This is a genomic window from Streptomyces sp. enrichment culture, from assembly GCF_964273145.1.
Classification (GTDB): domain Bacteria; phylum Actinomycetota; class Actinomycetes; order Streptomycetales; family Streptomycetaceae; genus Streptomyces.
The window spans coordinates 5,041,308-5,067,597 of record NZ_OZ186873.1 but is presented as its reverse complement, the minus strand read 5'-3'; the positions used below and the strand labels follow the sequence as shown (position 1 = coordinate 5,067,597).

Below are 26,290 nucleotides of genomic sequence, written 5' to 3'. Positions count from 1 at the left end.
CACCGGCCGGCAGCCGGCCGGCGGGATCGGTTCCGCCGCCGGGCCGTGGCTCAGGCGTCGATGATGACCGGGATGATGAGGGGCTTGCGGCGGTAGGTGCGGAACGCCCAGTTCGCCACGGAGCGGGCGATGAGCTGTTCGAGCTGGCGCGCGTCCCCGACGCCCTCCTCGGCCGCTCCGGCCAGGGTCTTCTCGATGACGGGGACGACCGATTCGAAGGTGGTCTCGTCGTGCACGAAGCCGCGGGCCAGGAAGTCGGGGGGCTCGGCCAGCGCGCCGGTGTCGGCGTCCACGATGGCCACGACGGTGACGACGCCCTCCTCGGCGAGGGTGAGGCGGTCCTTGAGGGACGCCTCGGTGGCGCCGCCGACCTCCATGCCGTCCACGTAGACGTTGCCGGCGGGGACCTTGCCGGTGATGGACGCCCGCCCGTCGACGAGGTCGACCACGACGCCGTCCTCGGCGATGACGACCCGGTCGGGGTCGACGCCGGTACGGATGGCCAGGTCCGCGTTGGCCCGCAGGTGACGGAACTCCCCGTGCACGGGCATGACGTTGCGGGGCTTGACGATGTTGTAGCAGTACACGAGTTCGCCGGCGCTGGCGTGCCCGGAGACGTGCACCTTGGCGTTGCCCTTGTGGACCACGTGGGCGCCCCACCGGGTGAGTCCGTTGATCACCCGGTAGATGGCGTTCTCGTTGCCGGGGATGAGGGAGCTGGCGAGCAGGACGGTGTCGCCCTTGCCGATGCGGATCATGTGGTCGCGGTTGGCCATCCGCGACAGCGCGGCCATCGGCTCGCCCTGGGAGCCGGTGCACACCAGGGTGACCTTGTGGTCCGGGAGCTTCTCCAGCTCCTTCGTGCTCACGATCAGACCGGACGGGACCTTCAGGTAGCCCAGGTCACGGGCGATGCCCATGTTGCGGACCATCGAGCGGCCGACGAAGGCGACCTTGCGGCCGTACTGGTGGGCGGCGTCCAGGACCTGCTGGATGCGGTGCACGTGGCTGGCGAAGCTGGAGACGATGACCCGCCGCGGCGCGGTGCGCATCACCTGCTCGATCGCCGGGTTCAGCTCACGCTCGGAGGTGGTGAAGCCGGGTACCTCGGCGTTGGTGGAGTCGGTGAGGAACAGGTCCACGCCCTCCTCGCCCAGGCGGGCGAAAGCGCGCAGGTCGGTGATGCGCTCGTCGAGGGGGAACTGGTCCATCTTGAAGTCGCCGGTGTGCAGCACCATCCCGGCGCCGGTGCGGATCGCGACCGCGAGGCTGTCCGGGATGGAGTGGTTGACCGCCACGAACTCGCAGTCGAAGGGCCCGAAGCCGCGCCGGTCGTTCTCCCGCACCCGCACCGTGCGCGGGCGGATGCCGTGTTCCTTGAGCTTGGCCTCCAGGAACGCCAGCGTCAGCTTGGAACCGACGACGGGGATGTCGGAGCGCTCGCGCAGCAGGTACGGCACGCCGCCGATGTGGTCCTCGTGGCCGTGGGTGAGTACGACGGCCACGACGTCGTCCAGCCGGTCGCGGATCGAGGTGAAGTCCGGCAGGATCACGTCCACGCCGGGCTGGGTCTCCTCGGGGAACAGCACGCCGCAGTCGACGACGAGCAGCTTGCCGGCGTACTCGAAGACGGTCATGTTGCGGCCGATCTCACCCAGGCCGCCCAGGGCGATGACCCGCAGCCCTCCTTCGGGAAGGGGCGGAGGGGCTTTGAGGTCGGGATGCGGATGACTCATGCCTTGACGTTACCCGCAGAGAGGGACCGAATGATCCATTGTCGGTGTGATCTCTTCGTCCCGACGCGGCGGGGTACCCGCCCCCGCCGCGTCGGGACGATCGGATGACGCCGGCGGCCGGGGCCGGCAGTGGTGGCCGGGCGACCGGACGCGCGGTCCCTCGGCCGCGGCGAGGCCGAGGCACCGGCGGTGTCGAGGCGGCCCCGCGAGGGCGGCTGCGGAGCCGCTGCACCGGCGTCGCGCCGAGGGCCGGACGGAACGGTGAGTGCCCCGCCGACGTGCCGGCGGGGCACTCACCGTTCCGTTCGGCACCCCCTCGTCCCGCCGGTCAGCCGGACAGGGGGGTGCCCAGCATCGCGGAAGCCCTCCGCAGCGGGCCGTCGACGCGGGCGGGCGCGGCCCGCGTGGCCGGCGGCGCGGCGAGGGGCCCGATGACGTCGGCGATGTCGCCCAGGCGGATCCGGTCCGTGTATCCGGAGCCGTCGCGAACGGCCGTGAGCCGCGCCCGGGTGACCAGACCGGTGCACAGGCCGTCCTCGTCGCAGACGACCAGGCGGCCCGTCCGGGCGGCGGCCATCACGGACAGCGCCACTTCCACGGTCATGTCCTGCCAGACCTGCGGTCCGGCCGCGTCCACGGTGTCGGCCGCCGTGCCGTGCGCGGGGTGGGTGCTCGCCGGGCGGAGTCGCGTCTGGTCCAGCGTCAAGAGGGGCCTCCTGCGGAGTCGGGCCGGCTTCCTGGTCACGAAGGCCCTACGCCGCCGCACCGGCGGTGGACCGCCGTGCGGGCGCGGGGCGCGCCGCCGGGACGGGGCGGCGCCGGCCGCGTGAGGTGGCGCGGCGCTCCTCGGGGCGTTCGGCCACCGGTGCGGTGATGACGACCGGGACGCCGGAGGGGGCCTGGGCCCCGGTGATGCGGTGCAAGGCCTCCTCCCCGAGGCGGATCCGGGTGGTCCGCGGGACGATGCCGGCCGCTGCCATGAGGCGGGTCACGCCGCGGCGCTGGCCGGGGGTGACCAGGGTGACGACGCTGCCGGACTCCCCCGCGCGGGCGGTACGGCCGCCGCGGCGGAGGTAGTCCTTGTGGTCGGTGGGCGGGTCGACGTTGACGACCAGGTCGAGGCTGTCGACGTGGATGCCGCGCGCCGCGACGTCGGTCGCCACCAGCACGTTGACGTGCCCGCTCCTGAACTGCGCCAGCGTGCGGGTGCGCTGCGGCTGCGATTTCCCGCCGTGCAGGGCGGCGGCCCGTACCCCGCTGTCGAGGAGGTGCTCGGTGAGGCCGTCGACGGCGTGCTTGGTGTCGAGGAACATGATCACGCGGCCGTCGCGTGCGGCGATCCGGGTGGTCGCCATGCGCTTGTCGGCGCCGTGGACGTGGAGGACGTGGTGCTCCATCGTCGTGACCGCGCCGGCCGAGGGGTCGACGGGGTGCACGACGGGGTCGCTGAGGCAGCGGCGCACGAGCAGGTCGACGTTGCGGTCGGGGGTGGCGGAGAACAGCATGCGCTGTCCCTCGGGACGGACCAGGTCGAGCAGGGCGGTGACCTGCGGCATGAAGCCCATGTCGGTCATCTGGTCGGCCTCGTCGAGGACGGTGACGGACACCTGGTCCAGCCGGCAGTCGCCGCGGTCGACGAGGTCCTTGAGGCGTCCCGGCGTGGCGACGACGACCTCGGCGCCACCGCGCAGCGCGCTCGTCTGCCTGCCGATCGGCATTCCGCCCACCACCGTGGCCAGTCGCAGCCTCACGGAGCGGGCGTACGGGGCGAGCGCGTCGGTGACCTGCTGCGCCAGTTCGCGCGTGGGTACGAGGACCAGCCCCAGTGGCTGCCCGGCCTCGGCGCGCTGCCCGGCCGTACGGGCCAGCAGCGCCAGTCCGAAGGCGAGGGTCTTGCCGGAGCCGGTGCGGCCGCGGCCGAGGACGTCCCGGCCGGCGAGGGAGTACGGCAGGGTCGCGGCCTGGATCGGGAAGGGCACGGTCACGCCCTGCCGGACGAGCTCGGCCAGCAGGGGCCCGGGCATGTCGAGACCGGCGAAGTCCTCCACGGCGGGAAGCGCGGGAGTGGTCGTCCCGGGCAGCGCGAACTCCCCCTGGACGGCGGGACGACGGCCCTGCCCACCGGAACGGCCCGGCCCGCCGGATCGGCGGCCGTTTGCGTCGGGGCCGGTGCCGTCGTCACGGGTGCGGGCGAGGCGGTCGTTCGTGCGTGTGCGGTTCATTGCGGGACCTTCCTTGAGGCGACACATGTCAAGGAATTCCCGCAGCGACGCTCAGCACGGAGAATTGCAAGAATGGGCCGGTGGAATGCGAAAGTGGATCTGGCCGACGGAGAATCCGTGCGGGCGCAGGCACCGATATGGGTGACGCAAGGCGGACGCAATGTCCGGGTGTCCACCGCGATGAATCCACGAAAGGTCGCGCGCACCCCTTGAGGCACGTCGCGGGCGGTGGTCCTGCGGTTTTCCCGGTCACCGCCCACAGGTGCGGCCTCAACGGGAAACGAAACAGCCGGGGCCCGCACCCCAAAGGATGCGGGCCCCGGCTGCCGAGTGCGCGTAAGCGTCAGGCGAGGACGATGTTCTCGGCCATCGGGCCCTTCTGGCCCTGCGCGATGTCGAAGGTCACCTTCTGGCCCTCGAGCAGCTCGCGGAAGCCCTGCGCGGCGATGTTCGAGTAGTGGGCGAACACGTCGGCGCCGCCACCGTCCTGCTCGATGAAGCCGAAGCCCTTTTCCGCGTTGAACCACTTCACGGTACCAGCAGCCATGTCATTTCTCCTTCGGGGCAGTGCTTCGGGGTCCGCACTGCGCGGACCCCGCGTCGCTGCGATGATCACCCCGCCGGAAAAAGACCGGATACACAAAAGCACTTCCAGCGGCACAGGAGCCGCCCGGAGGCACTTGAAGTTTCGGGAACCACAACTGCAACTGAGATCGACAGTAGCACGCCACAGCGGCCCGAGTACGGTGAAGAATCCCACCTCATTTACTGCGGCAGAAAATCTGTCTGCATGTTCCGTTGAAACCTCGGCCTGCGGGCACAGATATTGATCCAGCCGGAGCGCAACGTTCGCACAGGAGGACGGGAGGAGATTCGGTTCGCCGTGTCCCGGCGATCGGGCCGCTCCCGGGACCGCGGGCGTCCGCCCGGCACGGCAGCGAGACGGCCGCACCTCCCCGGCCCGCGCCCTTCGAGCCAGTGGCCTCGACCAGGGCCCGAACGCCGTCGCCGGCCTTTCCACCCCCTGGAACTGCGCACGGTCCCACCGCTTACAGGTCATGTCGCCGGGCGATGCGTTCGCGGCGGACGCACGTGCGGCCGATTGCCGTGAAGACAAGGAAGCGCTCGGGTCCTCACCCGTGGCGGCCCTCCCGCCCCGGGAGGGCCGCCACGGGAGCCGGGTGCGCGGAGCGGCACGACGGTGAACGACCGGGCGGCCGCAGGCCACCGCCGCGGGCGGCGTTCACCGTGTCACACCGAACGAGGGCGGCCCGCGCCGCATCAGTGCGGAGCGACCGGGCAGCAGATCGACAGTACGGATCGGGACGACCTAGAATCGGCCAGGGGCTAACCTGTTATGTCCATGGTCCTGCTGTTTGTCCATGGCCCTGCCCTCTTAAGCTCTCGAGGTGTGACACAGCGTGCAGGACGTCCGGTTCGATCTGTCGGCCTTCGGTCTCAGTGAAACAGCTCGATGCGGTACTCGCTTGCGAGAGGCCGTCAGCGGTGCGCCCTCACCGGACGCGGCGGCGCAAAGGGTCGCCGACTTCTTCCACGACAGCCTGGTCGCCGGGCGTGACGGACCCGCCTGTGCCGCGGTGGGCGTCTTCCTCGCCGGGTCGCGGAACGCCGCCACCGCGGCACCGGCGGCCGCGGGACTCCCCGGAGAGCACGCACGGCACGTGACCCTGGCCGGATTCCGTGGCCCGGACGTCCGCTGGCCCGGCACCCGGAGCCCCGGTCCGCTGCACATACCGCTGCCCTCCTCCCGCGCCACCCGCGAGACGGGGCCGGTGCGCCGGCTGCTCGAACGCCTGGGGGTGGCGGCCGGGGACGCGGACGGCACGGGGGCGCCGGCGGACGGCCTCGAGGTCGTGCACGTGTCCGGCAGCGGGGTGGACGGCCTGGAAGAACTCCTCCCCGGGCAGGGCGTGCGTTCCGTGCTGGCCTTCGGGGGGATCCTGTCGCCGGGTGAGTGGTTCGCGGTGGTGCTGTTCTCCCGCGTTCCGCTGTCCGCCGAGGTCGCCCCGCTCTTCCGCACCGTCACCGGCAGCACGCGCCTGGCACTGCTGTCCGCCGGCCGGCCGTCGCCCGCCGTGGAGGCGGACGCGGCCCGCACCGCCCTGGAGGACATGGAGAGCCTGGTGGAACAGCGGGCCGCGCACCTGGAGACGGTGGTGGCCGAGCTGCGCTCCGCCACGACGGAGCTGCGCCGGTCCCAGAGGGAACGGGAGCAGCGGGAGCGGGAACTGCGCGAGGAAGCGGCGATCGTCGAGCTGCTGCAGGAGGTCGGCGGCGTCCTGGCCGCGGAGCTCGACCTCGACGCGCTGGTCCAGCACGCGGTCGACGCCGCCACCCGCCTGTCCGGGGCGGCGTTCGGCGCCTTCTTCTACAACGTCCTGGGCGAGACCGGGGAGTCGTACCTGCTCTATGTGATCTCCGGTGTCGACCGGTCGGCCTTCGACAAGTTCCCCATGCCGCGCAACACCCAGGTGTTCGAGCAGACCTTCCGGGGCCTTGGCGTGGTGCGGTCCGACGACATCACCGAGGACCCGCGTTACGGGCACAACGCGCCGCACCACGGCATGCCCGAAGGGCACCTGCCGGTGCGGAGCTACCTGGCCGTCCCCGTGATGTCCCGGGGGGCCGTGCTCGGCGGGTTCTTCTTCGGCCACCCCGAGCGGGGGGTCTTCACCGAACGCCACGAACGCCTGGTCACCGGTGTCGCCGCGCAGACCGCCATCGCGCTGCAGAACGCGCAGACGTACCGCCAGGAACGGGAAGCGGCCGCCGAGCTGCAACGCCACCTGCTGCCGGCGCTGCCGCAGGTCGACGGGATCGCCAGCACGTCACGGTACCTGCCCGCCGCGCGGGATCGCGGCGCCGGCGGCGACTGGGTGGACCTCATACCGCTCCCGGACGGCGAAGTGGCGCTGGTCGTCGGTGACGTGATGGGCAAGGGAGTCAAGGCGGCAGCGGTCATGGGCCAGGTCCGCACGGCCTGCCGGGCCTACGCGCAGCTCGGTCTGGCCCCCACCGACGTGCTGGAACAGCTGAGCGTCCTGGTGGACGACATCGCCCCCGGCTCCATCGCCACCTGCGTGTACGCGGTGCTCGACACCCGCCGGGACCAGTTGCGCGCCGCCGTCGCCGGCCACTTGCCGCCGGTCTGGCGCGACCCGGAGGGCGACGTGCGGTTCCTGGACGGGAAGATCGGACCGCCGCTGGGGGTGGGCAGGCACCGCTATGCGGAGCAGGAGGTCTCCCTGCCGCCCGGATCGCGGCTGCTGCTGTACACCGACGGCCTGGTCGAACGCCGCGGCCGCCCCATCGACGACGGGCTGCGGCAGTTGCGGGAGCTGCTGGCCGGGCCCGTGGGCGAGATCGAGGCGGACTGCGACTCCTGGCTGGAGACCTTGGCCGGCGGTCAGCACGACGACGACATCGCCATGCTGTACCTGCACCGGCCCGAGGACACGTCGCACCAGGTGGCGGTCGCCCGCGACTACGCCCCGGTCTCCAGCGCGGTCCCCGACGCCCGTGACCTGGTGTCCAAGGCCATGCACGAGTGGGGCCTGCGCCATCTGGCGAACGACATGATGCTGATAGCGGACGAGATGGTCGCCAACGCCGTCCGCCACGCCAGGACCCCGCTGCGCGTGGAGCTGCGGCGCGCCGGTGAGCGCGTCGTCCTGGAGGTCACGGACAGCAGCCCCGAGGAGCCCCGCCTGATCGTTTCCCACCCCGGGGAGTTCGGGCACCGGGGCATATTCCTGGTCGACGCCATCGCGACACGATGGGGTACCCGCTGGATCGACGGAGGGAAAGTGGTGTGGGCGGAGGTCAAGACCTCGTGACGACGTATCCCGGCCGGTGCCCCGCCCGGCACCGGGACAGCCAGCCGACCCGTTCGCCCCGGACACAGGAGAGCCGCCCCTGATGATCCCCTCCCCCGGCTCCGAGGCGCGCGAGCCCGCCGACAGCTCACCCCCGACCGGCGGCTCCGACGGCCTGCTCCCCACCGGCCCGACGCTGACCCTCGCATCGCACCGCGGTCCACGGCACGCGATCGTCACCGTGGACGGCCCCATCGACTACCACACCGCGCCCCAGTTGCTGGGGCATCTGACCGCCACGGAGATACAGGACGTCCCGCTGCTGATCCTGGACCTCACCCGGGTGGAGTTCTGCGACTCCAGCGCGCTGGGGGCCTTCGTCGACATACACCGCCGGCGGTCGGACGCGGGGCACCGGTTCGCGTTGACCGGGGTCCGGCCGGAGGTCAGACGCATCCTCGAACTCACCCGTCTCACCTCCGTCCTGGCGCTGCACGAGACGGCGGAGGACGTGCTCACCGGGGACTGACCCCCGCACCCGCCGGCCGCCCGTCCGCCGAGCCCGGCCCGTGATCCGGTCCACCGCGCGGGCGGCGGTTCCGGCGGAGGCCCTGTCGCGTCACGGACACCCGTGCCCCCTCCACCCTCGTGCCGGAGGTTCGCCTTCGTGCCGGAGGACGAGGAGGTCCAGGGGGTCCGGAGGAACCGGTGTCCCGGTTCCCGGGCGCCTGCGCGTCCAACATGCGCGGGGTCCTGCCGGCATGCGGCAGGACCCCGCGCGGTGAGGCTCCGGGCCCGGCGCCCGCGCCGCCCCCCAGGGCGACGCGGCGACGGCCGTCAGGTGGTGCTGAGCATGCCCTCGCGCAGACGCGCCAGGAGGCGGGAGAGCAGCCGGGAGACGTGCATCTGGGAGACGCCGAGGCGTTCGCCGATCTGCGCCTGCGTGAGCTCCTCCACGAACCGCCAGTGAATGATCTTGCGGTCGCGCTCGTCCAGTTCGTCGATCATCGGAGCGAGGGCGTGGAAGTCCTCGACCAGGCCGAGAGCCGCGTCCTCGTCACCGATGAAGTCCGCCAGCGCGGCCTCGCCGTCCTCGCTGCCGTTGATCGCCGCGTCCAGCGAGGCGGACCGGTAGCCGTTGGAGGCCAGCTGGGCCTCGACGACCTCGTCCTCCGGCAGGCACATCAGCTCGGACAGCTCCTTGACCGTCGGCGTCCGGCCCAGCCGGGTGCGCAGTTCCTCGTTGGCACGGGCCAGCTGGACACGGGCTTCCTGAAGGCGGCGCGGAACGTGCACGGCCCAGGAGGTGTCACGGAAGAACCGCTTGATCTCCCCCACGATGTACGGCACCGCGAAGGAGGTGAACTCGACCTCGCGGGTCAGCTCGAACCGGTCGATGGCCTTGATCAGACCGATCATGCCGACCTGGACGATGTCCTCCATCTCCTCCGGCCCGCGGCTGCGGAACCGGCCGGCCGCGAAGCGGACGAGGGACATGTTCATCTCGATCAGCGTGTTCCGCGCGTACTGGTACTCGGGCGTGCCCTCCTCCAGCACCGCCAGCTGATCGAAGAACACCTTCGACAGCTCCCGCGCGTCCTTCGGCGCGACCTTGGAGGGGTCCGCGACCTCCGGAACGTCCACCGTCCGTCCAGCGGCCTGCACGGTCGTCGTCATCATGCGCCCCTCCCTTTCGATCGCCTCATCCTCGCCGGCCCAGTGTCCGGCAAGCAGGCGCCTACCCCGGTCACCGGCCGGCATTCCGGAAAACTTCCGTCAGTCTCCGGTCGGCTCCCCGTGGCTCCGTACGACCTCCTTCACCTTGGCGACCGCGAAGCCCCAGCCCTGCTCGACGGTCGGCTTGGCCGGGACGGCGACCTCGTCGGGGTTGGTCAGGACGTCGAGCAGGACCGGGCCCGGAGTGCGGAAGGCGCGCCGCACCGCGTCGTCCAGCTCGGCCGGGTCGGTCACGCGGATGCCGGTGATGCCCATGGCCTCGGCCACGGCGGCGAAGTCGGGGTTGTCGAGCACGGTGCCGAACTCGGGCAGACCGGACTGCTCCTGTTCGAGTTTCACCATGCCCAGCCGGCGGTTGTCGAAGACGACGAGCTTGACGGGGAGGCGGTACGTCTTCAGGGTCATCAGATCGCCGAGGAGCATGCTCAGTCCGCCGTCGCCGCAGAAGGCCACGACCTGGCGCTCGCGGTCCAGGCACTGGGCGCCCAGTGCCTGGGGCATGGCGTTGGCCATCGAGCCGAGGTTGTAGGAGCCGATGAGGCGTCGCTCGCCGCGCATCTCCACGAAGCGGGAGAGCCACACCGTGGCCATGCCCGTGTCGGAGGTGAAGACGGCGTCGTCGGCCGCGATCCGGTCGACGGCGGCGGCCAGCGCCTCGGGGCGGATGTCGTGGGCGCGGTTGTCCAGCGCGGAACGGATGCGGCCCACGACGCCCTCGTCGTGCGACGGGTCGGCGAGCCGGGCCTGACTCGTGCGCCACCGGTCGAAGCGGTCGCGGGCCTTCTCCAGGTGGGAGCGGTCGCGCGCGCCCCCGGATCCGGCGGTCGCGGCGGGGAGGGCGGCCAGGAGGTCCCGTACGGTGGCGCCGGTGTCCCCCACCAGCCCGACGTCGACCGGGACCCGGCGCCCGATGTGGGTGGCCTCGGTGTCCACCTGGATCACGGTCCGGCCCTCGGGATACCAGTCCCGGTAGGGGAAGTCCGTGCCGAGCAGCACGAGGGTGTCCGCGTCCTGGAGGGCCTGCGCGGCGGCGGGGTTGCCGATCAGTCCCGTCTGGCCGACCTGGAAGGGGTTGCCGTCGCCCTCGAACCCCGCCTTGGCCTTCAAGGTGAGCACCATCGGCGCGGCCAGGCGGTCGGCGAGGGCGAGGACGTCCTCGCGAGCGGCGCGGGCGCCCTCGCCGACGAGCAGGGTGACCCGTTCGGAGCGGTCGAGGAGTTCCGCGGCGCGGCGGACGGCCGGTCCGTCGGGCCGGCTCACCGGAGCGTTCAGGGAGAACCGGGCCGGCCGGTCACCGGTCAGTTCCCGCTCCCCCAGGTCGCCCGGCACGGTGAGGACGGCGACGCCCTTGCGGCCCAGTGCGTGGCGCACCGCCGTCTCCAGCATCTGCGGGAGCTGGTCGGGGGAGGTGATGGTCGCGCGGAAGGCGGCCACGTCGCTGAAGAGGGCGTCGTTGTCGACTTCCTGGAAGTAGTCGCTGCCGAGTTCGGCGAGCGGTACCTGGCCGGCGATGGCCAGGACCGGGGCGTGGCTCTTGGCCGCGTCGTACAGCCCGTTGAGGAGGTGGACGGAACCGGGCCCGACCGTGCCCATGCACACGCCGAGGGTGCCGGTGAGCTGCGACTGGGCGCTCGCGGCGAACGCCGCCGCCTCCTCGTGCCGGCAGCCCACCCATTCGAGGCCCTCGGTGGTGCGGATGGCGTCCGTCAGGGGGTTGAGGGCGTCTCCCACGACGCCGAACACCTGACGCACGCCGAGTTCCCTCAGCGCGTCGACGATGACGCGGGCAACGGTACGGGACACGTGAATCCTCCAGGTCGGGCGGTGAAGCGGTCGGGGTGGGCGGCCTGCCGGCCTCCCGGAAGGCGGGTGACCGTCCTGGCGCGAGCCACTCGTACGGTTCCTCGCGGGAGCGCGCGGTGCGGAGGGCGACGCGCCGGCGGAGCGTGTGCGGACGCGGCCGGGTGGAACCGGTGACACGCATGGGCGTGAGCGGAGGGGCCGCGAACCACCGGTGCGGCGGGACCCCGACCGCCGCGGCCACGCCGCCCCACGGCGGTCACCAGGACCGGGACGGCCCTTCCCCTGCGTGTCACACCTGGCGCATTGCCGGGTTGCCGCCGGCCATGCGTGACGGCGGGGAACCGGACGTCCCGGTCGCCGGGCCACCGGACCGGCCGCACGCCGGACCGCGGACCCGGATGCCGGTCACGGGCCGGTCGGCTCGCCGGGAAGGGGGGAGCCGCGAGCCGACCCGCCTCGACCGCGCGCCCTGCGGATCGTCGTGCTCGCTGTGATCGTTCCTCACCCTACCGTCGGTGATCCCGTGGTGACGGAAGATCGGTCAGGGCAGTGGCGGAAGCCGGCCCGGTGACGCGGAGGATGCCGGGCGGCCCGGCTCCTCCTCAACGGTCCCGGGTCCGCGGTGTTCGGTGAACCACCCGCAAGAAGCCTGCCGTCCCGGTACAGGTCCTCATGGAGGGGCGGCCAGATCACGACGAGGGCAGCCACGCCTGCAGCCGTCGGCAAGTCCTTGACCACTCCCCCACCCGGGAAGAGAAACGACCCGGAGGTGAACCCGCAGCCACCGCGAGCTCGTCGGCTCCCGTCGGCAGCCGGGTTCTGAGCGGCTCGGCGGCGGCACCCGCCTCGTCGGGCTGCGGCGCGTCCGCGAGGAACCGGGCGCCGACGATCACCCGCGGAGGCGTCACCGGGGTCCGGCCGGGCAAGATCGCCCCACCAGAAGGGGACACGGCCACCAGGAGGGGGACTTCTGCAGCAGTACGGGGACACACCGGCCCACGACGATGCGGTGCCAGCGGTCGACGAGTCGCTCTTTCTTCGGCCGGTCCTGTGCCGGCACTCCCTTGCGCCCCAGTGCCGCGAGCAGCGTCCCGACGCGTCTTTCGGCCGCGCCGCGCCGGATGTGTCGCCTGCCGGGCAGCCGGTACACCCCGCCGCCCCACACACGGGTGCGGGTCTGCCACGGCACGGCGATCCACACCGTCTCGAAAGAAGTCCACCAGCCCCAGAGGAAGGCGACGTTCCTGAATTCCGTGCCTGTCATGAAGCTCAGGTGGCAGACGCCGCTGGCAGGCAGGCCAGGGCTACTTCGCATCAGACCGTCTTGGTGTAAGGGGCGTCGCGGGCCGTTCCCCAGTGTGTGCAGAGGGCGTCCACGAGCAGCAGCCCTCGGCCGGAGTCCGGATCGGCTGACGGCGCGGGGAGAGCACCGGGCACGGGCGTCCGTGACCTCGATGCGGACGGCGGGGTCCTCCGGGCGGAGGGTGAGGTGCAAGCGGAAGTTGCGGCCGCGGACTCCGCCGTGCCGGACCGCGTTCGCGGCGAGTTCGGCGACGAGGAGGGTGACGGTGCGGTTGCCTTCGCCGTCGTAGGGCCAGCCCCAGCCGTGGAGGCGCTCGGCCTCTCCTCGTGCGGGAGTGGGAAGACCACACCGTCGCCCCGGCACCCCAGGTCGGACGGTGCCCCTCTTGCCGAACCGGCCGGCCCTCCCCCGGCCGAAGGCCGGGGCCCTCACCGCGGTGGCGAGTTCGCCACGGTGGCGGGATCCGCCACGAGGACGGATCCCGCCACCGGTTGTTCGCCGGACGGAGGTCAGCCGCTGACCGTGATGTTCGAGCTCCCGCTGCTCTGGTAACCCTCGGTGGCCATGATCATGTAGTACCTGAACTGGCCCATGTTCATGCCCGCGCGCGCCCAGGCGTCGAAGTGGTTGCCGGTGGTGATGGTGCCGGAGCCACTGGTCACCTTCGACTGCCGGACGCTCCAGTACTGGTCGAAGGTGCGGGTGCCCTCGACGGAGGGGGCGTTGTACCGCGTCGTCTTGTAGATGTCGTACGTGCCGCCGTCGCTGTAGACGGTGCCCCTGTACTCGCCGGTGGGCCGGTAGCTGCCCCAGTTGTCGACGATGTAGTACTCCACCAGCGGGTTCGACGTCCAGCCGTAGAGGCAGCCGTAGCCGTTGCCCGACGGGTTGAAGTAGCCGGTGTAGCGGACCGTCCTGCGCCCGCCGGTGCTCCAGCCCTTGCCGGCGACGAAGTTGCCGCAGTTGGTCCACCGGGTGCTGTAACTGCCGCCGCCGTTGAGCGTCATGGAGACGGAGCCGCCGCCGTCGGTCCAGAACGAGTAGTACATGCCGTCGTAACCGGTCTGGTTGGTGGTGATGGTGGTGGCGGCGTGGGCGGTGCCGGGCAACAGCAGCCCGGACGCGGTGGCGAGCGCGACCGTGCCGGCGCCGCCGAGGAAGCCTCGTCGGCTCAAGCCGCCGAAGGGAGCGGGGTTCTGCTGGATCTGGTCCTGCTGCGTGCCGTCCTGCTGCATGCGTCCTCCCGATGAAGGCTGGTGGGGGGGCGGCCGGTTTCTGCCGCCTGCGGCCTTGCAAGGAACACGGCGGGAATCGCCCGTCGTCGCGCCGCAACGACCGGCCGCCGTCCCCGGTCACATGACGCGAGGGGAACGACGGCCTCCTGTCGTTCGGTGCCACAGTTTTCGTAGAGCGCCATGACCCTGTCAATACTTTCGGCAACCTTTCGGAAACACTTCCCTCACCGAAGGGGTCTCGGCGAATACATCTTCGCTGGTCAAGCCATCTATGACGCGAACCGTTGCGAGGGATGGAGTGAGGCAAGGGAAGGAGGCACCGCAAGCATGTGTGCGACATTCGAAACTTTCGATCGGGTGTGGACGCGATTGTGGCGGCCCACCGGGAACGACTGCGCACGAACAGCCCGGCATGAGTCACCGCGTACGACGCGGCGACATCCGCGACCGCCGCCTGCGTCGAGGTGCGGTGCCGCACCCGGACCCCCGAATCCCTCAGCCCCGCCCTGACGGACCTCCGGCTCCCTCGACTGCGGGGCGGCTACCGGGACGAGCGGGCACACCACCCGCCGCCGGCCTCAGCGGACCGGCCGGGACAGTGCCATCCCTTCCACCGCGACCTGCCCCACCCCCTCACGGGGCTCCCGGCGCGCGTTCCACCGCACGGTCCGGCTACGCGGCCCGCACGCCGTCGACCCCTTCGAAAGACGGTTCACGAAACGCTTCCCACATCCGGAGGTCAGCGGCGGCACCGCCTTCCTCCACTCCCCCACACGCATGCGCCGGCTCCCCGACACAACCGGCCGCGCCACCGGATACACCCCTCGCCCCTGCTGCAGGGCGGTCGCTTCCGCGGTGGCCCGGTTGACGCCGGAGATGGTGCCGAGCACGTTGCGGCGCAGCAACGGCCACGGCACGGGCGGCACCGACGAGGCCGCCGGCATCCCCCGCCCCCTCCCGGCGGTAAGCGCGCGACTCCGGCGGGCGACCGGGGTCGCCCGCCGGAACGCCGCGCCTTCTCGGCCCGGGCGCGAGGTCACTGACAGCCCGTCAGACGCCCGCCAGGCCGGAGCGGACCTGGGGCGCGCCGCGGACCAGGATCGAGTACGACGGCTGCCCGGTCGCGAACCGCTCCGAGCGGCGCTCCCGCGAGTCCGCACCGGGAGGCGGGAGGAACCCCGGCCGCCGCGCGGCCGGGGTTCCTCGAGGCGGTGGTGTCGGTCAGCAGGTGGAACCGGCCCCGCCGTGAACCACTCGCCCACACGCCCGCGGACCACACCACCTCACGGTCACCGTGGATCGGGAAGGTCAGCGCTGCAGGGTGAGGACGCCCGGCCGCCACGGCAGTCGGTTGTACTCGCCGCCCGCGTTGGGGTCCTTGCCCTGGTAGAGGAACTGCAGGTTACAGGGGTCGATGGTCATGGTCTGGTCGGGGTTGTTGCGGACCAGGTCACCGTGGCTGATGTCGTTGGTCCAGGTGGCGCCGCTGTTGGCCTTGCCCGCGAAGGGGTTGCTCTCGCTGGCGGCCTGCGGGGTCCACGACCCGTTCAGGCTGGAGGCCGTGAAGGAGCGGAAGTAGCGCCCGTTCGCGCCCATCGCCTCGACGATCATGAGGTACTGGTTCTGGCCCTGGACCTTGTAGACCTGTACGCCCTCGAAGAGGTTGGCCTTCGTATCGCTCATGATCGTCGTGTACGACGAGCCGAAATTGCCCGGGAAGTTCCCGATCGGCATGCTCGCCCGGTAGATCTTGCCGTTGTCACCGGCGAAGAACAGGTACATGTTCCGGTCGTCGGCGATCAGGGTCTGGTCGATCGGGCCGGTGTCGGAGTCGGAGATGCTCCCGGTGAACAGCGGCTGCGGGGAGGACCAGCCGTTGGGGTTGGTGGGGTCGCTCGACGTGCGGTAGATGAAGGGCCACGCACCCCACTGGTACGCCAGCACCCAGATCTTCTTGGGCGCGAAGTAGAACAGCGTGGGCGCCACCGCGGCCTGGTTCATCCCGGTCTGGCCGGCCGACGCCATGTCCGACCAGTTCTTGAAGGGGCTGAACATCATCGAGCCGTACGACGATCCCGAGAAGTTCGACGCGTAGACCAGGTGCCTGCCGTTGTGCGTCACGGTGGTGAAGTCCTTCACCGCGTCCCACCCGTTCGCCGGCTGCGCCAGCACACCCGTCGAGGACCACCGGTACCTCGACGGAAGAGAACACGTGCCGCCCGTCGACGGCGTCCCGGTCAGACCGGTCCACTTCTGGTTGCTGCCGCCGTTGCACGTCCACAGCTGCACCGCCGTGCCGTTGGCCGTGCCGGCGCCCGCGGCCTCCAGGCACAGCCCGGACTCCACGCCGACGACCGTGCCGTCGGAATGTACCCGCCACTGCTGGTTCGCACCGCCGGAACAGGACCAGATCTGCACCCGGGTACCGGCCGTGGTCGCGTGGCCCGGAACATCCAGGCACTTGTTGCCGTACACGGTCAGCTGGTTGGCGTCCGTCAACGTCCACTGCTGGTTGGTTCCGTTCCAGCAGTCGTAGATCTGCAGGTACGTGCCGTCGGTCTGGACGGCGCCCGGCACATCGAGGCACCGGCCCGAACCTGCACCGCGCAAGGCGCCACTGGTGGCCGCCTGAGCCGGAGTGGTGGCGACGAGCAGCGCCGCCAACGCGGCCAGGGCCGCGACCACGGCGGCGAGCACCGCAGACGGATGCCTGCGGCTCAAACTTCCTCTGTGCATGGGGACTTCCTCAACCTTGAGTGAGCGGTTCCGGCCGGCCTCGTCAGAGGGTGTCCGGACTGTCGGTGCGGTGCGGTGTGCGGCGGCCCGAGAGCGCGACGGCAGATTGGCGGGTCCATGACATACGTATGGGTACGGGCCCTTGCGGTCTGCGCTCGGGCGGCGTCACGGGAATTTGTCCTGCTGTGTGATGGAGCGACCAGATGCGTTCGTTATATCGAACAGAGGCCGAAGTATCGAGCACCCAGAATGATAGGGAGCCGGTGAACGGCGTCAATACCTTTCGCATGTGTCGCCATCGACGTCGAAACATTTGCGGGAATCCACGCGCGAAACGTCGCACGTCACACCGGCAAACGGCCGAGCTTCGCACACTTGGCGCCGGAGCGGAGGCGGCCACAGCCGCCCTGCCCGCGACCACGAGACCCGGCCGGCAGGTCGAGTGACTCACCGCGGTCGCCGATCCGTCCACAAACAGCCCCTCACGACTCGCCCATGGCGGAGCCGAGGGGTGCCGTTCGGCCCACCGGGATTCCGAAGGTTTCGAACAAGGGACAGAAACTTTTCCTGTAGAAGTGTTGACGGCGCATCGTCAACACCTCAATCATTCCTGTCGGAGAAACCGGCCCCAGCTCGATCTTTCGAACCGCACCGGCCTTGGGCCATCCGTGCCGCACGGCAGAACCACGCACGACCGCACCACGGACCCGCGCACCAAAGCACCCGCGTCACCCCGTTTCGTCCCGGTGAGGTTCGCACCAGGGGTGATCCCGTGCCGCCCGGGCTCCGGCCCGTCCCGTCCGCCTGCCGAAGCGGAGCGGACGACGCACCCCCCTGCGCTTCGGCCCTTCCGTGATTTCCACCTTGGAGGCACAGTCATGGGCTCGTACGCCCTTCCCAGACCCGTTGTCCGCCGGAGGATCCGCGGCCTGCTGTTGGCGCTGGTCGTCGGCGTCCTCGGTGTGGTCACCGCACTGGTCGCGCCGCCGGGAGCACACGCCGCCGAGAGCACGCTCGGCGCCGCGGCGGCGCAGAGCGGCCGCTACTTCGGCACCGCCATCGCCTCGGGCAGGCTGAGCGACTCGACGTACACGACGATCGCGAACCGTGAGTTCAACTCGGTGACGGCCGAGAACGAGATGAAGATCGACGCCACCGAACCGCAGCGGGGCCAGTTCAACTTCACCGCCGCCGACCGCGTCTACAACTGGGCGGTGCAGAACGGCAAGCAGGTGCGCGGCCACACCCTGGCCTGGCACTCCCAGCAGCCCGGCTGGATGCAGAGCCTCAGCGGCAGCCAACTGCGCCAGGCGATGATCGACCACATCAACGGCGTGATGGCCCACTACAAGGGCAAGATCGCCCAGTGGGACGTCGTGAACGAGGCCTTCGCCGACGGCAGTTCGGGCGCCCGGCGCGACTCCAACCTGCAGCGCACCGGCAACGACTGGATCGAGGTCGCCTTCCGCACCGCGCGCGCCGCCGACCCGGCGGCCAAGCTCTGCTACAACGACTACAACGTCGAGAACTGGACCTGGGCCAAGACCCAGGCCATGTACGCCATGGTCCGGGACTTCAAGCAGCGCGGCGTGCCGATCGACTGCGTCGGCTTCCAGGCGCACTTCAACAGCGGCAGCCCCTACAACAGCAACTTCCGTACCACCCTGCAGAACTTCGCCGCCCTCGGCGTCGACGTGGCCATCACCGAACTCGACATCCAGGGCGCCCCGGCCTCGACCTACGCCAGCGTGGTCAACGACTGCCTGGCCGTCCCGCGCTGCCTCGGCATCACCGTCTGGGGGGTCCGCGACACCGACTCCTGGCGGTCCGGGGACACGCCGCTGCTGTTCAACGGCGACGGCAGCAAGAAGCCCGCCTACACCGCCGTCCTCAACGCGCTCAACGGCGGCTCCACCACGCCCCCCGCGGATTCCGGACAGATCAAGGGCGTCGGTTCGGGCCGCTGCCTGGACGTGCCCGGCACCAGCACCGCTGATGGCACCCAGCTCCAACTGTGGGACTGCCACAGCGGCACCAACCAGCAGTGGACGTACACCAACGCCGGCGAGCTCAGGGTCTACGGCAACAAGTGCCTGGACGCCGCCGGCACCGGCAACGGCGCCAAGGTCCAGATCTACAGCTGCTGGGGCGGCGACAACCAGAAATGGCGCCTCAACTCCGACGGATCCATCGTCGGCGTCCAATCCGGCCTCTGCCTCGACACCGTCGCGGGCGGCACCGCCAACGGAACCCTGATCCAGCTCTACTCCTGCTCGAACGGCAGCAACCAACGCTGGACCCGCACCTGACGGGACCTGCCACAAACCAGACATCGCCGATGGTCCCGGGTCGCCGCCCTGGTGGCGGCGACCCTCGCAATCGGCATGTTCGCCGCGATGGATCCGGCGCCCGCCGAGGCGGCGACGGTGGACACCCATGCCTGGTACGTCCTGGTCGATCGCGACAACGGCAAGGCACCGGAGACCTCCGGCGCGCCCACCACCGACGGCGCGCGGGTCAGCCGGTGTACGTGCGACTCGGCAACCCCCGACGCCTCACTCGGCCTCGGCATCGACGAGGCGCCCGGCCAGGGCCGACAACCGACCGGGCGAGCGTCACGACGCCCCCGTCACATCAGCGGCCGGCGAGCGTCGAGACGTTCCCGGCCGCCTTCCGTAAAGGTGGGACGGAGCGCTCCCGCCCCGTGCCCGTGCGCGAAGCCGTGGATGAGACACGTGGCGGGAACTGCGGCACGCTCCACGCGGTGGACTCCCGGGAACAGATGGACTCGACTCGCCGTCGATCGTCCCCGCCCACGCGACAACAGGTCGGGCGCCCTTGCCGCAGGCTCCAGAATCGCCACGCACTCCACGTGGTGCGTCATCGGAAGGATGTCCCGGCAGGATGGATCCCGCATAACGCCAGGTCAGGAGCCGTTTTCTACTCCGCCGAAGGGCCCTTCGTGCGCACGGGGCGTCAAGCGGGCGTCACGCCCAAGGGCCACGTCCTGGTCGGTCGTTGCCGGGATCTCAGAACCCCTGCCGGTACGGCCGGCCGCTCGGTCTCCACGGCCAGCGGCCAGACCGCCCGATGAGTGAAGCGGTCAGTTGCCGGGGTTCTTCTTCGAGCGCCGAGGGGCGGCGGCCTGGGTGGGGCGAGCACCGGCCTCGGTCTGCTGGGCGTACACGGCGTTCGTCACGAGCTCGCGCGCGTATGCGGCGTCCAGTCGGCCAGGGCGGAAGAGGATGCGGTACATGATCGGCGCCACGACACGGTCGATCAGCAGTTCCGTCCCGGGCACCGGCTCCCCCCGCTGCACCGCACGGGCCAGCATGACGTCGATCTGCTCCGCGGCATACGCCGAACACTGACCGGCATTGGTCCCGTCGGGGCCGCCGAGCAGGGCGTCCCGGATGTAGGCGCGCCCGGACGGCGAGGCCATCTCGTCGACGAACTGTTCCGCCCATGCCTCGAGATCGGCCCGCAGGCTTCCGAGATCGGCCGGATCCGTTTCCGGGCGCAGTCGTTCGACGGCCACGTCTGACAGGAGCTCCTGCAGGTCGCCCCAACGACGGTAGATCGTGGAGGGGGTCACGCCCGCCCGAGTGGCCACCATCGGGACCGTGAGCGCGTCGCGGCCCACCTCCTCCACGAGTTCACGTACCGCCGCATGGACGGACTCCTGTACGCGTGCGCTGCGCCCGCCGGGGCGGACCATGGGCCTGGGACTCATGCGATCCACCTTAATGCGATTTTGTTGCTTCTAGGCGGCGGCCGGCACCGGCGACCCGCGGGGCTGCGCATCCGGGCGCCCCAGCACGGCGGACGCCCCTGCAGCGACGCGACCGCATGCCGGCCGAAACGTCCGCCTTCCCTCAGGCAGCGAGGGGAGCAAGCCGCCCCGCGCCGGCCGCCGACTCCTCGTAGACCCGGCCCACACGGAGCACCGTCGCGTCGTGGAAGGGGCGCGCCATCAGCTGCATACCGATCGGCAGTCCGGCGCGGTCGTGACCGACCGGCAGGGTGAGGGCCGGGACGCCGGTGATGTTGGCTGGGGCACAGAGGCGGACGTAGCTGTCCGACACGGCCTCGGTCGTGCCATCGGCCCACTCGACGGCTTCCTGCCCCGCCTCGGCGGCGGTCATCGGCACCGTCGGCGCGGCGAGGACGTCGATTCCGTCGAACATGCGAGCCCAGGCGTCCCGCATCATGGTGCGGGCCCGCTGGGCGCGGAGGTAGTCGCCCGCAGAGGTGAGCTCGCCGGCCTCCAGCAGGATGCGAACGTCCGCCGCGTACAGGTCGGGGGTGGCCCGCAGCGACCGCTCGTGGTAGGCGGTGGCCTCGGGAACCATCAGCCCCCACTGGACGGCCTGGATGTAACGCGCCATCGGGATCTCGACGTCGACGAGCTCCGCCCCCAGCTCCGCCAGCCGCTCGATCGCGCCACGTACGGACTCCTCGACCTCGGGCGCGACCCGGTCGAAGTAGTGGTTCCGCGGTACGCCGACCCTCAGTCCTCGCAGGTCGTCTCCCGGGAAGCGGTCCGGCATCGGGCCGGACACGCTCGCCGGGTCGCGCGGGTCGTGGCCGGCGGTCGCCGACAGCACCAGCGCGGCGTCCTGGACGGTGCGGGTGAGAGGGCCCACGTGGTCCAGGGACCAGGACAGCGAGGTCACGCCTGTGCGTGGGACCAGGCCGTAGGTCGGCTTGAGGCCCACCACGCCGTTCAGGGCCGCGGGGACCCGGATGGAACCGCCCGTGTCCGTGCCCATGGCGAACGTCGCCCCGCCGGCGGCGACAGCCACCGCCGAGCCGCCGCTCGACCCGCCCGCGACCCGGCTGTGGTCCCAGGCGTTCTTCGTCTGCGGAGTGGTCAGGCCGTAGGCGAACTCGTGCGTGTGCGTCTTGCCCAGGAGGACGGCCCCGGCGGCGCCGAGCCGTTCGGCCACCCGGCTGTCGCGTTCCGCCACGTGCCCTGCCCGGACGTGCGAGCTCGCCGTGGTGGGTATCCCCTCCGCGTCGATCAGATCCTTGAGCGCCATGGGGATCCCGTGCAGCGGCCCGCGCGGTCCGCTTCCGGAGATCTCCCGTTCGGCGCGGACCGCTGCGGCCAGGGCCGCGTCGGCGGCGACGGTGACGTAGGCGCCCAGCCGTCCCTCGACGGCGGCAATACGGGCGAGCACCGATTCGGTGAGTTCGACGGGGGACAGCTCCCGTGTGCGCACCGCACGGGAGGCTTCGGTCAGCGACAGCTCAAACGGTTGCATCGGCGTCCCCCTGTCCGGCTCGGTAGGAGGACGCGGGAGGGATCTCGCCGAAATCGAGCTCGCGCAACGTGCTGATCACGGAGTGGATGTAGTTGGCCGTCATGGCCACTCCTTCATGTCGGCCGTCCTCGAGGGGGAGCCCCGCCCGCAGCGCCCCTCGGGCTGCCTCTTGGGGGGTGAGTTCGCTGGCCATGGCTTCCTTCCGGATCTGTGCGGCGCGACGGGCCGGGGCTGATGCAGGACCTCCGGCCGCCGTAAACGCGAATTATTTGCTTTAGTCGATCGTAGGACCTACGGTGCCTTAAAGCAAACCAATCGCTTTTAGCACGGGAAGGACCCTCATGCAGAGCGTCCCCGCGGGCCCCGCGCCTCCCCGCACCTCCCCATCCGGGCGCCTGCCGTTCGCATTGCACGCCTCGATCCTGATCGCGCTGCTCGCCGCATCCAGCGCGCCGGCCCCGCTGTACCCCCACTACCAGGCTCGGTGGCAGTTGTCGTCCCTCGACATCACCGTGGTCTTCAGCGCCTACGCTCTGGCGCTCCTGATCGCACTGCTGACGACCGGGACCCTTTCCGACCATGTCGGACGCCGCCCCGTGCTCCTGGGCGCGCTCGCGGTCCAGATCGCCTCCATGGCACTGTTCGCGACGGCCGGCGGCCTGACCACCCTGATCGGCGCCCGCGTGCTGCAGGGCATCGCGACCGGCGCGGCGACCAGCGCGGCAGGTGCGGCTCTCCTCGACCTGGAAGACCCCGCCCGGCCGGGTCGCCCCGCTCTGGCCAACAGCATCGCGCCGGTGACGGGCATGGCGGCCGGCGTCCTGGCAGCCACCCTCATGGTGCGCTTCGCCCCCGTTCCGACGATCACGGTGTACGCGGCCCTGATCGCCGTGTTCGCCGCGCAGGCCATCGCCCTTGTCTCGACGCCCGAGACCGTCCGCCGCCGTCCCGGAGCACTGCGCTCGATGCGGCCCCACCTGGCGCTGCCGTCGGCGGCCGCCCACGCTCTCCTGCTCAACGGCGCCGGCGTCGTCGCCGTCTGGGCACTCGGCGGCTTCTACTCGTCCCTGGGACCGGGCTTCACACGGCTCATCTCCCCCGGCGGACCCGAATACGCCGGCGGCATGGTCTTCTTCACGCTGACGGCCGTCGCCGCCCCGACGGTGTACTTCACGCGCAGGATGCGTGCCGACGTCTCCGCTCTTCTCGGGAGCTGCGCGGTGATCCCGGCGGCCGTCCTGACCCTGGGTGCCCTCCATATCGCCGGCCCCGTACTTCTCTTCGCCGGGGCGGCGCTGGCCGGGTTCGGCTTCGGAGCCGTCTCCCAGGGTGCGCTGCGCGCGGTCGTCGACTCGGTCCCGGCCCGGGAGAAGGGCGGCACGCTCGCCTCCTCTCACGTACTCAGCTACCTGGCGATGAGTCTGCCCGCCATCGGCGCCGGCGCCCTCACCGCCGGCTTCGGGCTGCGTGCGGCAGCACTGGCCTATGCCGGCTGCGTGGCCGTACTGGCGACCGTCGCAGTCGCGACGCTGACCGCGCCGCTGCGCAGTCGGCGCCGGACACCGTCCCCGGACACCCGCTCCCGCCCGGCGACGAGCAACTGCACATCCGTCTCACCCGACACACCCGCTCCCGACATCTCCGTCCTCGCGACCCGTAACAGGTAAGGAAAGTCGCCGTGCCCACCTCATCACAAACGACCGAGTCCCCCACTCCCCCCGCCTCTTCCTGGACGGTGGGCAGCCACACCGTACGACGCATCGACGAAGTGGTCCTGCCCGCCCAGACCGGTCCGTGGCTGCTGCCGGGGGCAACCACCGACCTCGTGAGCCGGACTCCCTGGCTGAACCCCGAATTCGCCGACGAACAAGGCGTCCTGCGCCTGGCGAGCCACAGCTTCGCCGTCGAGGTGGACGGCATGCGGGTGCTGGTGGACACCGGCATCGGAAACGGGAAGCAGCGCGCCAACCCCGCCTGGCACAACCTGAACAGCGACTACGAAGCACGGCTACGGGCGGTGGACTTCGCGCCGGAGAGCGTTGACCTCGTGGTCCTGACCCACCTCCACGCCGACCACGTGGGGTGGAACACGCGTGCCGAGGGCGACGCCTGGGTGCCCACCTTCCCGAACGCGCGCTATCTCACCTCACGCACCGAGTGGGACTACTGGGCGGGTGTCGACATGGAGGAGGCGCGTCGGCAGATGTTCCGGGACTCGGTCCATCCCGTCCGGGAAGCAGGTCTGCTCGACCTCATCGATGTCGCGGACGAGGGCACGGACGTCGCGCCGGGCATCCGTCTGCTGCCCACTCCCGGCCACACCCCGGGGCAGGTAGCGGTGGAACTGAGCAGCCGTGGCGAGACCGCGTTGGTCACCGGCGACAGCATCCACCACCCGGTCCAGATGGCGCATCCGGAGCTCTGCAGCTGTGTGGACGTCGCTCCCGAACTCGCGGCCAGGACCCGGAACCAGATGCTCGGCTCACTGGCCGGTACGTCAACTCTCCTGCTCGGGAGCCACTTCCCGCCGCCGACCGCCGGACACGTGCTGCGCGAGGACGGCGGGTACCGACTGGTCCCGGCTCCCTCAGCAATAACGCCCATCGGCGGCTGAAGCGGATCGGAGCACCCGGGACGTGCCGCGCACCGAGTCCGTGCGGGTGACGTCCTGGGCGTCCGCGACCGGACGGCCCGGGAGCGGCTGTGGGACTCCTCCGGCATGCGCTCCGTCGTCACCGACGGAACCGGACGACGTCATGACCGATCACCGGCTTGCGCCCTTTGCGTAAGCCGGCTGTCGGCTGTCCCTCGCGGGCGACGGTCACGCCGACGCGTCGCGAACGAGGGCAACCTGCCGGCCCCATTCGCCCATCGCCGGCCGAGCAACGCGGCCCTGCTTCAGTCTCACGAATCGAGCGTCATCCGAGCGTCAACAATGATGAATGCACGTCGCCGACATCATTCGTACGACCCCCGCCACACCTTGTAACCGCAGGTCAGATGAGTTTGAACAAGCAGTGGGTCTGCCCGGCCCGCCGTACGGAGGAAAACAGGCCGCGCGACCCACCTGGGCCGCGCAACCGCAGGTCAGACGTCCTTTGCAGCAGTCCCAAGGATCGCCCCGCGCTCCACGTGATGCGTCATCGAAAAGGTGTCGGCCGAAGCAAGGCCAAGAAAACCCAGGTCAGGACTGCCTTCCCGGTTTCAGGGGTCGGGCACGGGGGCCCGGAGCGTCAAACGAGCGTCACAGGCGCCAGCCCCCACCACCACCCGAGCTGACCACCGTTGTGCACCTGGCTCGTCGTCGCGGCAACATCGACGCTCCCTCGGACTCATCGAGCCGTTGCCCGGCGGGTGCCGCGCCTACGAGTGTCGGGCGCGTCATGCCCCGGTGTCACTCAGGCGTCGTGGTGGCGCAGCCACAGGGCCAGGTGCCAGTCCTGGTCGTTGGCGAGGGGGTCGGCGATGTGGGCGGGGCGGCCGTCGACGGTGGAGGGCATGACGAAGGCGCAGGTGGCCGAGCCGTCCTCGTGGTAGTTGGCCATGTTGGCGCGGAAGATCGTCTCGGCGAGGCGGTCGGTGTCGGGAGTGCGCAGGGTGGCCGGGAGGCGCAGCAGGGTCGTGGCGGTCAGGGTGCTCCAGTAGTGGGGGAAGACGTCGCCCCAGAGCCGGTTCCGGCCGAACCAGTAGCCGTCCCAGTGGCGGATGGCGATGCCGTGCAGGCGTGCGTGGGGCTGGGGGCCGCCGAAGGCCGGCAGCCAGGGCAGCCGTTCCTCGATCGCGTCGTGGAGGACGGCGTCGCCGGTCAGGGCGTGGGCGTCGCTGAGGAGGTCCAGCAGCGGGGCGACGATCGCCTGCTCGTAGCTGACCTCGTGGGCGGGCAGCTGCCGTCCCATGCGCGCGAACCGGCGGGCGCTGTCGACCAGCAGGTCGCGCAACCGTCCGGCGCGGGCGCTCCGGCCGGCGGCGTCGAGGCTGTCGCAGAGGGCGGTCGTGGTCGGGGAGTCGTCGATGGACAGGTGGGTGGCACCGCCCAGGTCGAAGCGGCGCTCGACGATGCGGGCGGCGCGCTCCAGGTCCTCTTCCCGGCCGTGCGCCCGGTGCCGGTCGAGGAAGAAGCGGGCCAGCCAGGGCATGTCGTACAGCCGCGGTTCGAGGTGTCGGGTCTGCGAACCGCGGCGCGGGGCGTCGGTCTCGTCGAGCAGGTGGCGTACGGCGAACCGGGACCAGCCCTCCAGCAGGGGGCCGGTCTGCTCCGGGTCGGCGAGACGCGGACTTCTCCCTCCGCCTCGCCGCCGCTCTCGTCACGCTCCGCATGCTCGTCCGACGATCGACGCGCCGTTACCGCTCGGATGGCCGGCCCATCACCCGACGCCTCTGGTGACCCATGTGCCGGTCGGTCCAAGACGTGCGGC

Annotated in this window: 18 protein-coding genes and 1 pseudogene; 6 read left to right on the top strand and 13 right to left on the bottom strand. The window is 71.1% G+C overall.

Going from position 1 to position 26,290, the window contains the following annotated elements; genetic code table 11:
* Nucleotides 1-50 precede the first annotated feature (50 nt).
* From ACSU6Z_RS22825 to ACSU6Z_RS22810, 4 genes are all read right to left on the bottom strand, one after another.
* Nucleotides 51-1,736 (bottom strand): ribonuclease J, encoded by a 1,686-nt coding sequence (locus ACSU6Z_RS22825; protein WP_437048260.1) that lies wholly within the window; start codon nucleotides 1,734-1,736, stop codon nucleotides 51-53.
* A gap of 328 nt (nucleotides 1,737-2,064) precedes the next feature.
* Complete coding sequence (locus ACSU6Z_RS22820; protein WP_437048259.1) at nucleotides 2,065-2,442, bottom strand: CBS domain-containing protein; 378 nt, start codon at nucleotides 2,440-2,442, stop codon at nucleotides 2,065-2,067.
* Between the two features lie 46 nt (nucleotides 2,443-2,488).
* Nucleotides 2,489-3,958 carry a DEAD/DEAH box helicase gene (locus ACSU6Z_RS22815; RefSeq protein ID WP_437048257.1) on the bottom strand — a complete coding sequence of 490 codons (1,470 nt, stop codon included), beginning with the start codon at nucleotides 3,956-3,958 and terminating at the stop codon, nucleotides 2,489-2,491.
* A gap of 343 nt (nucleotides 3,959-4,301) precedes the next feature.
* Nucleotides 4,302-4,505 carry a cold-shock protein gene (locus ACSU6Z_RS22810; RefSeq protein ID WP_437048255.1) on the bottom strand — a complete coding sequence of 68 codons (204 nt, stop codon included), beginning with the start codon at nucleotides 4,503-4,505 and terminating at the stop codon, nucleotides 4,302-4,304.
* 940 nt (nucleotides 4,506-5,445) lie between these two features.
* Here ACSU6Z_RS22810 and ACSU6Z_RS22805 point away from each other — a divergent pair.
* On the top strand, nucleotides 5,446-7,815 hold the full coding sequence (locus ACSU6Z_RS22805) for an ATP-binding SpoIIE family protein phosphatase (RefSeq protein ID WP_437048253.1): 2,370 nt from the start codon (nucleotides 5,446-5,448) through the stop codon (nucleotides 7,813-7,815).
* 82 nt (nucleotides 7,816-7,897) lie between these two features.
* Complete coding sequence (locus tag ACSU6Z_RS22800; protein WP_437048251.1) at nucleotides 7,898-8,323, top strand: STAS domain-containing protein; 426 nt, start codon at nucleotides 7,898-7,900, stop codon at nucleotides 8,321-8,323.
* Nucleotides 8,324-8,631: 308 nt separating this feature from the next.
* Here the strand turns inward: ACSU6Z_RS22800 and ACSU6Z_RS22795 are convergent, their stop codons facing one another.
* The 5 genes from ACSU6Z_RS22795 to ACSU6Z_RS22775 all read right to left on the bottom strand — a co-directional run bounded on the left by ACSU6Z_RS22795 (nucleotide 8,632) and on the right by ACSU6Z_RS22775 (nucleotide 16,608).
* Complete coding sequence (locus tag ACSU6Z_RS22795) at nucleotides 8,632-9,474, bottom strand: RNA polymerase sigma factor SigF (protein ID WP_437048250.1); 843 nt, start codon at nucleotides 9,472-9,474, stop codon at nucleotides 8,632-8,634.
* A gap of 96 nt (nucleotides 9,475-9,570) precedes the next feature.
* Nucleotides 9,571-11,334 (bottom strand): thiamine pyrophosphate-dependent enzyme, encoded by a 1,764-nt coding sequence (locus tag ACSU6Z_RS22790; protein ID WP_437048249.1) that lies wholly within the window; start codon nucleotides 11,332-11,334, stop codon nucleotides 9,571-9,573.
* Nucleotides 11,335-12,238: 904 nt separating this feature from the next.
* Nucleotides 12,239-12,598 (bottom strand): hypothetical protein, encoded by a 360-nt coding sequence (locus ACSU6Z_RS22785; RefSeq protein ID WP_437048247.1) that lies wholly within the window; start codon nucleotides 12,596-12,598, stop codon nucleotides 12,239-12,241.
* A gap of 548 nt (nucleotides 12,599-13,146) precedes the next feature.
* Nucleotides 13,147-13,872 carry a glycoside hydrolase family 11 protein gene (locus ACSU6Z_RS22780; RefSeq protein WP_437048246.1) on the bottom strand — a complete coding sequence of 242 codons (726 nt, stop codon included), beginning with the start codon at nucleotides 13,870-13,872 and terminating at the stop codon, nucleotides 13,147-13,149.
* Between the two features lie 1,308 nt (nucleotides 13,873-15,180).
* Nucleotides 15,181-16,608 carry a non-reducing end alpha-L-arabinofuranosidase family hydrolase gene (locus tag ACSU6Z_RS22775; RefSeq protein ID WP_437048244.1) on the bottom strand — a complete coding sequence of 476 codons (1,428 nt, stop codon included), beginning with the start codon at nucleotides 16,606-16,608 and terminating at the stop codon, nucleotides 15,181-15,183.
* Between the two features lie 878 nt (nucleotides 16,609-17,486).
* Between ACSU6Z_RS22775 and ACSU6Z_RS22770 the strand changes: the two genes are divergently transcribed.
* Nucleotides 17,487-18,917 (top strand): endo-1,4-beta-xylanase, encoded by a 1,431-nt coding sequence (locus ACSU6Z_RS22770; protein ID WP_437048242.1) that lies wholly within the window; start codon nucleotides 17,487-17,489, stop codon nucleotides 18,915-18,917.
* A gap of 794 nt (nucleotides 18,918-19,711) precedes the next feature.
* Here ACSU6Z_RS22770 and ACSU6Z_RS22765 read toward each other — a convergent pair.
* The 3 genes from ACSU6Z_RS22765 to ACSU6Z_RS22755 all read right to left on the bottom strand — a co-directional run bounded on the left by ACSU6Z_RS22765 (nucleotide 19,712) and on the right by ACSU6Z_RS22755 (nucleotide 22,068).
* Entirely contained in the window at nucleotides 19,712-20,341 is a 630-nt protein-coding gene (locus ACSU6Z_RS22765) for a TetR/AcrR family transcriptional regulator (RefSeq protein WP_437048241.1), read from the bottom strand.
* 142 nt (nucleotides 20,342-20,483) lie between these two features.
* The gene (locus ACSU6Z_RS22760) at nucleotides 20,484-21,875 is read right to left on the bottom strand and encodes an amidase (protein ID WP_437048239.1); all 1,392 of its coding nucleotides are present in this window, start codon (nucleotides 21,873-21,875) and stop codon (nucleotides 20,484-20,486) included.
* Nucleotides 21,862-22,068: a hypothetical protein gene (locus ACSU6Z_RS22755; protein ID WP_399034183.1), complete on the bottom strand. Its 207-nt coding sequence runs from the start codon at nucleotides 22,066-22,068 to the stop codon at nucleotides 21,862-21,864. Before ACSU6Z_RS22755 ends, ACSU6Z_RS22760 begins: the two co-directional genes overlap by 14 nt.
* A 148-nt stretch (nucleotides 22,069-22,216) precedes the next feature.
* Here ACSU6Z_RS22755 and ACSU6Z_RS22750 point away from each other — a divergent pair, with 148 nt between their 5' ends.
* Together ACSU6Z_RS22750 and ACSU6Z_RS22745 are read left to right on the top strand one after the other, a co-directional pair.
* Entirely contained in the window at nucleotides 22,217-23,542 is a 1,326-nt protein-coding gene (locus ACSU6Z_RS22750) for an MFS transporter (RefSeq protein WP_437048237.1), read from the top strand.
* Between the two features lie 11 nt (nucleotides 23,543-23,553).
* Entirely contained in the window at nucleotides 23,554-24,489 is a 936-nt protein-coding gene (locus ACSU6Z_RS22745; protein WP_437048236.1) for an MBL fold metallo-hydrolase, read from the top strand.
* 784 nt (nucleotides 24,490-25,273) lie between these two features.
* Here the strand turns inward: ACSU6Z_RS22745 and ACSU6Z_RS22740 are convergent.
* Nucleotides 25,274-26,011, bottom strand: a complete 738-nt coding sequence (locus tag ACSU6Z_RS22740) for a hypothetical protein (RefSeq protein WP_437048235.1) — start codon at nucleotides 26,009-26,011, stop codon at nucleotides 25,274-25,276.
* A 128-nt stretch (nucleotides 26,012-26,139) separates the two neighbouring features.
* On the opposite strand from ACSU6Z_RS22740, the pseudogene ACSU6Z_RS22735 reads away from it, so the two are divergent.
* Nucleotides 26,140-26,259: pseudogene (locus ACSU6Z_RS22735) on the top strand (IS5/IS1182 family transposase); the annotation flags it as partial.
* Between the last annotated feature and the right edge of the window lie 31 nt (nucleotides 26,260-26,290).

Bases quoted from the DNA above. Each gene is read 5' to 3' on its own strand.
- ACSU6Z_RS22825 (WP_437048260.1), bottom strand. From the start codon at position 1,736: ATGAGTCATCCGCATCCCGACCTCAAAGCCCCTCCGCCCCTTCCCGAA.
- ACSU6Z_RS22815 (WP_437048257.1), bottom strand. From the start codon at position 3,958: ATGAACCGCACACGCACGAACGACCGCCTCGCCCGCACCCGTGACGAC.
- ACSU6Z_RS22810 (WP_437048255.1), bottom strand. From the start codon at position 4,505: ATGGCTGCTGGTACCGTGAAGTGGTTCAACGCGGAAAAGGGCTTCGGC.
- ACSU6Z_RS22800 (WP_437048251.1), top strand. From the start codon at position 7,898: ATGATCCCCTCCCCCGGCTCCGAGGCGCGCGAGCCCGCCGACAGCTCA.
- ACSU6Z_RS22795 (WP_437048250.1), bottom strand. From the start codon at position 9,474: ATGATGACGACGACCGTGCAGGCCGCTGGACGGACGGTGGACGTTCCG.
- ACSU6Z_RS22785 (WP_437048247.1), bottom strand. From the start codon at position 12,598: ATGACAGGCACGGAATTCAGGAACGTCGCCTTCCTCTGGGGCTGGTGG.
- ACSU6Z_RS22780 (WP_437048246.1), bottom strand. From the start codon at position 13,872: ATGCAGCAGGACGGCACGCAGCAGGACCAGATCCAGCAGAACCCCGCT.
- ACSU6Z_RS22775 (WP_437048244.1), bottom strand. From the start codon at position 16,608: ATGCACAGAGGAAGTTTGAGCCGCAGGCATCCGTCTGCGGTGCTCGCC.
- ACSU6Z_RS22770 (WP_437048242.1), top strand. From the start codon at position 17,487: ATGGGCTCGTACGCCCTTCCCAGACCCGTTGTCCGCCGGAGGATCCGC.
- ACSU6Z_RS22765 (WP_437048241.1), bottom strand. From the start codon at position 20,341: ATGAGTCCCAGGCCCATGGTCCGCCCCGGCGGGCGCAGCGCACGCGTA.
- ACSU6Z_RS22760 (WP_437048239.1), bottom strand. From the start codon at position 21,875: ATGCAACCGTTTGAGCTGTCGCTGACCGAAGCCTCCCGTGCGGTGCGC.
- ACSU6Z_RS22755 (WP_399034183.1), bottom strand. From the start codon at position 22,068: ATGGCCAGCGAACTCACCCCCCAAGAGGCAGCCCGAGGGGCGCTGCGG.
- ACSU6Z_RS22750 (WP_437048237.1), top strand. From the start codon at position 22,217: ATGCAGAGCGTCCCCGCGGGCCCCGCGCCTCCCCGCACCTCCCCATCC.
- ACSU6Z_RS22740 (WP_437048235.1), bottom strand. From the start codon at position 26,011: ATGCCCTGGCTGGCCCGCTTCTTCCTCGACCGGCACCGGGCGCACGGC.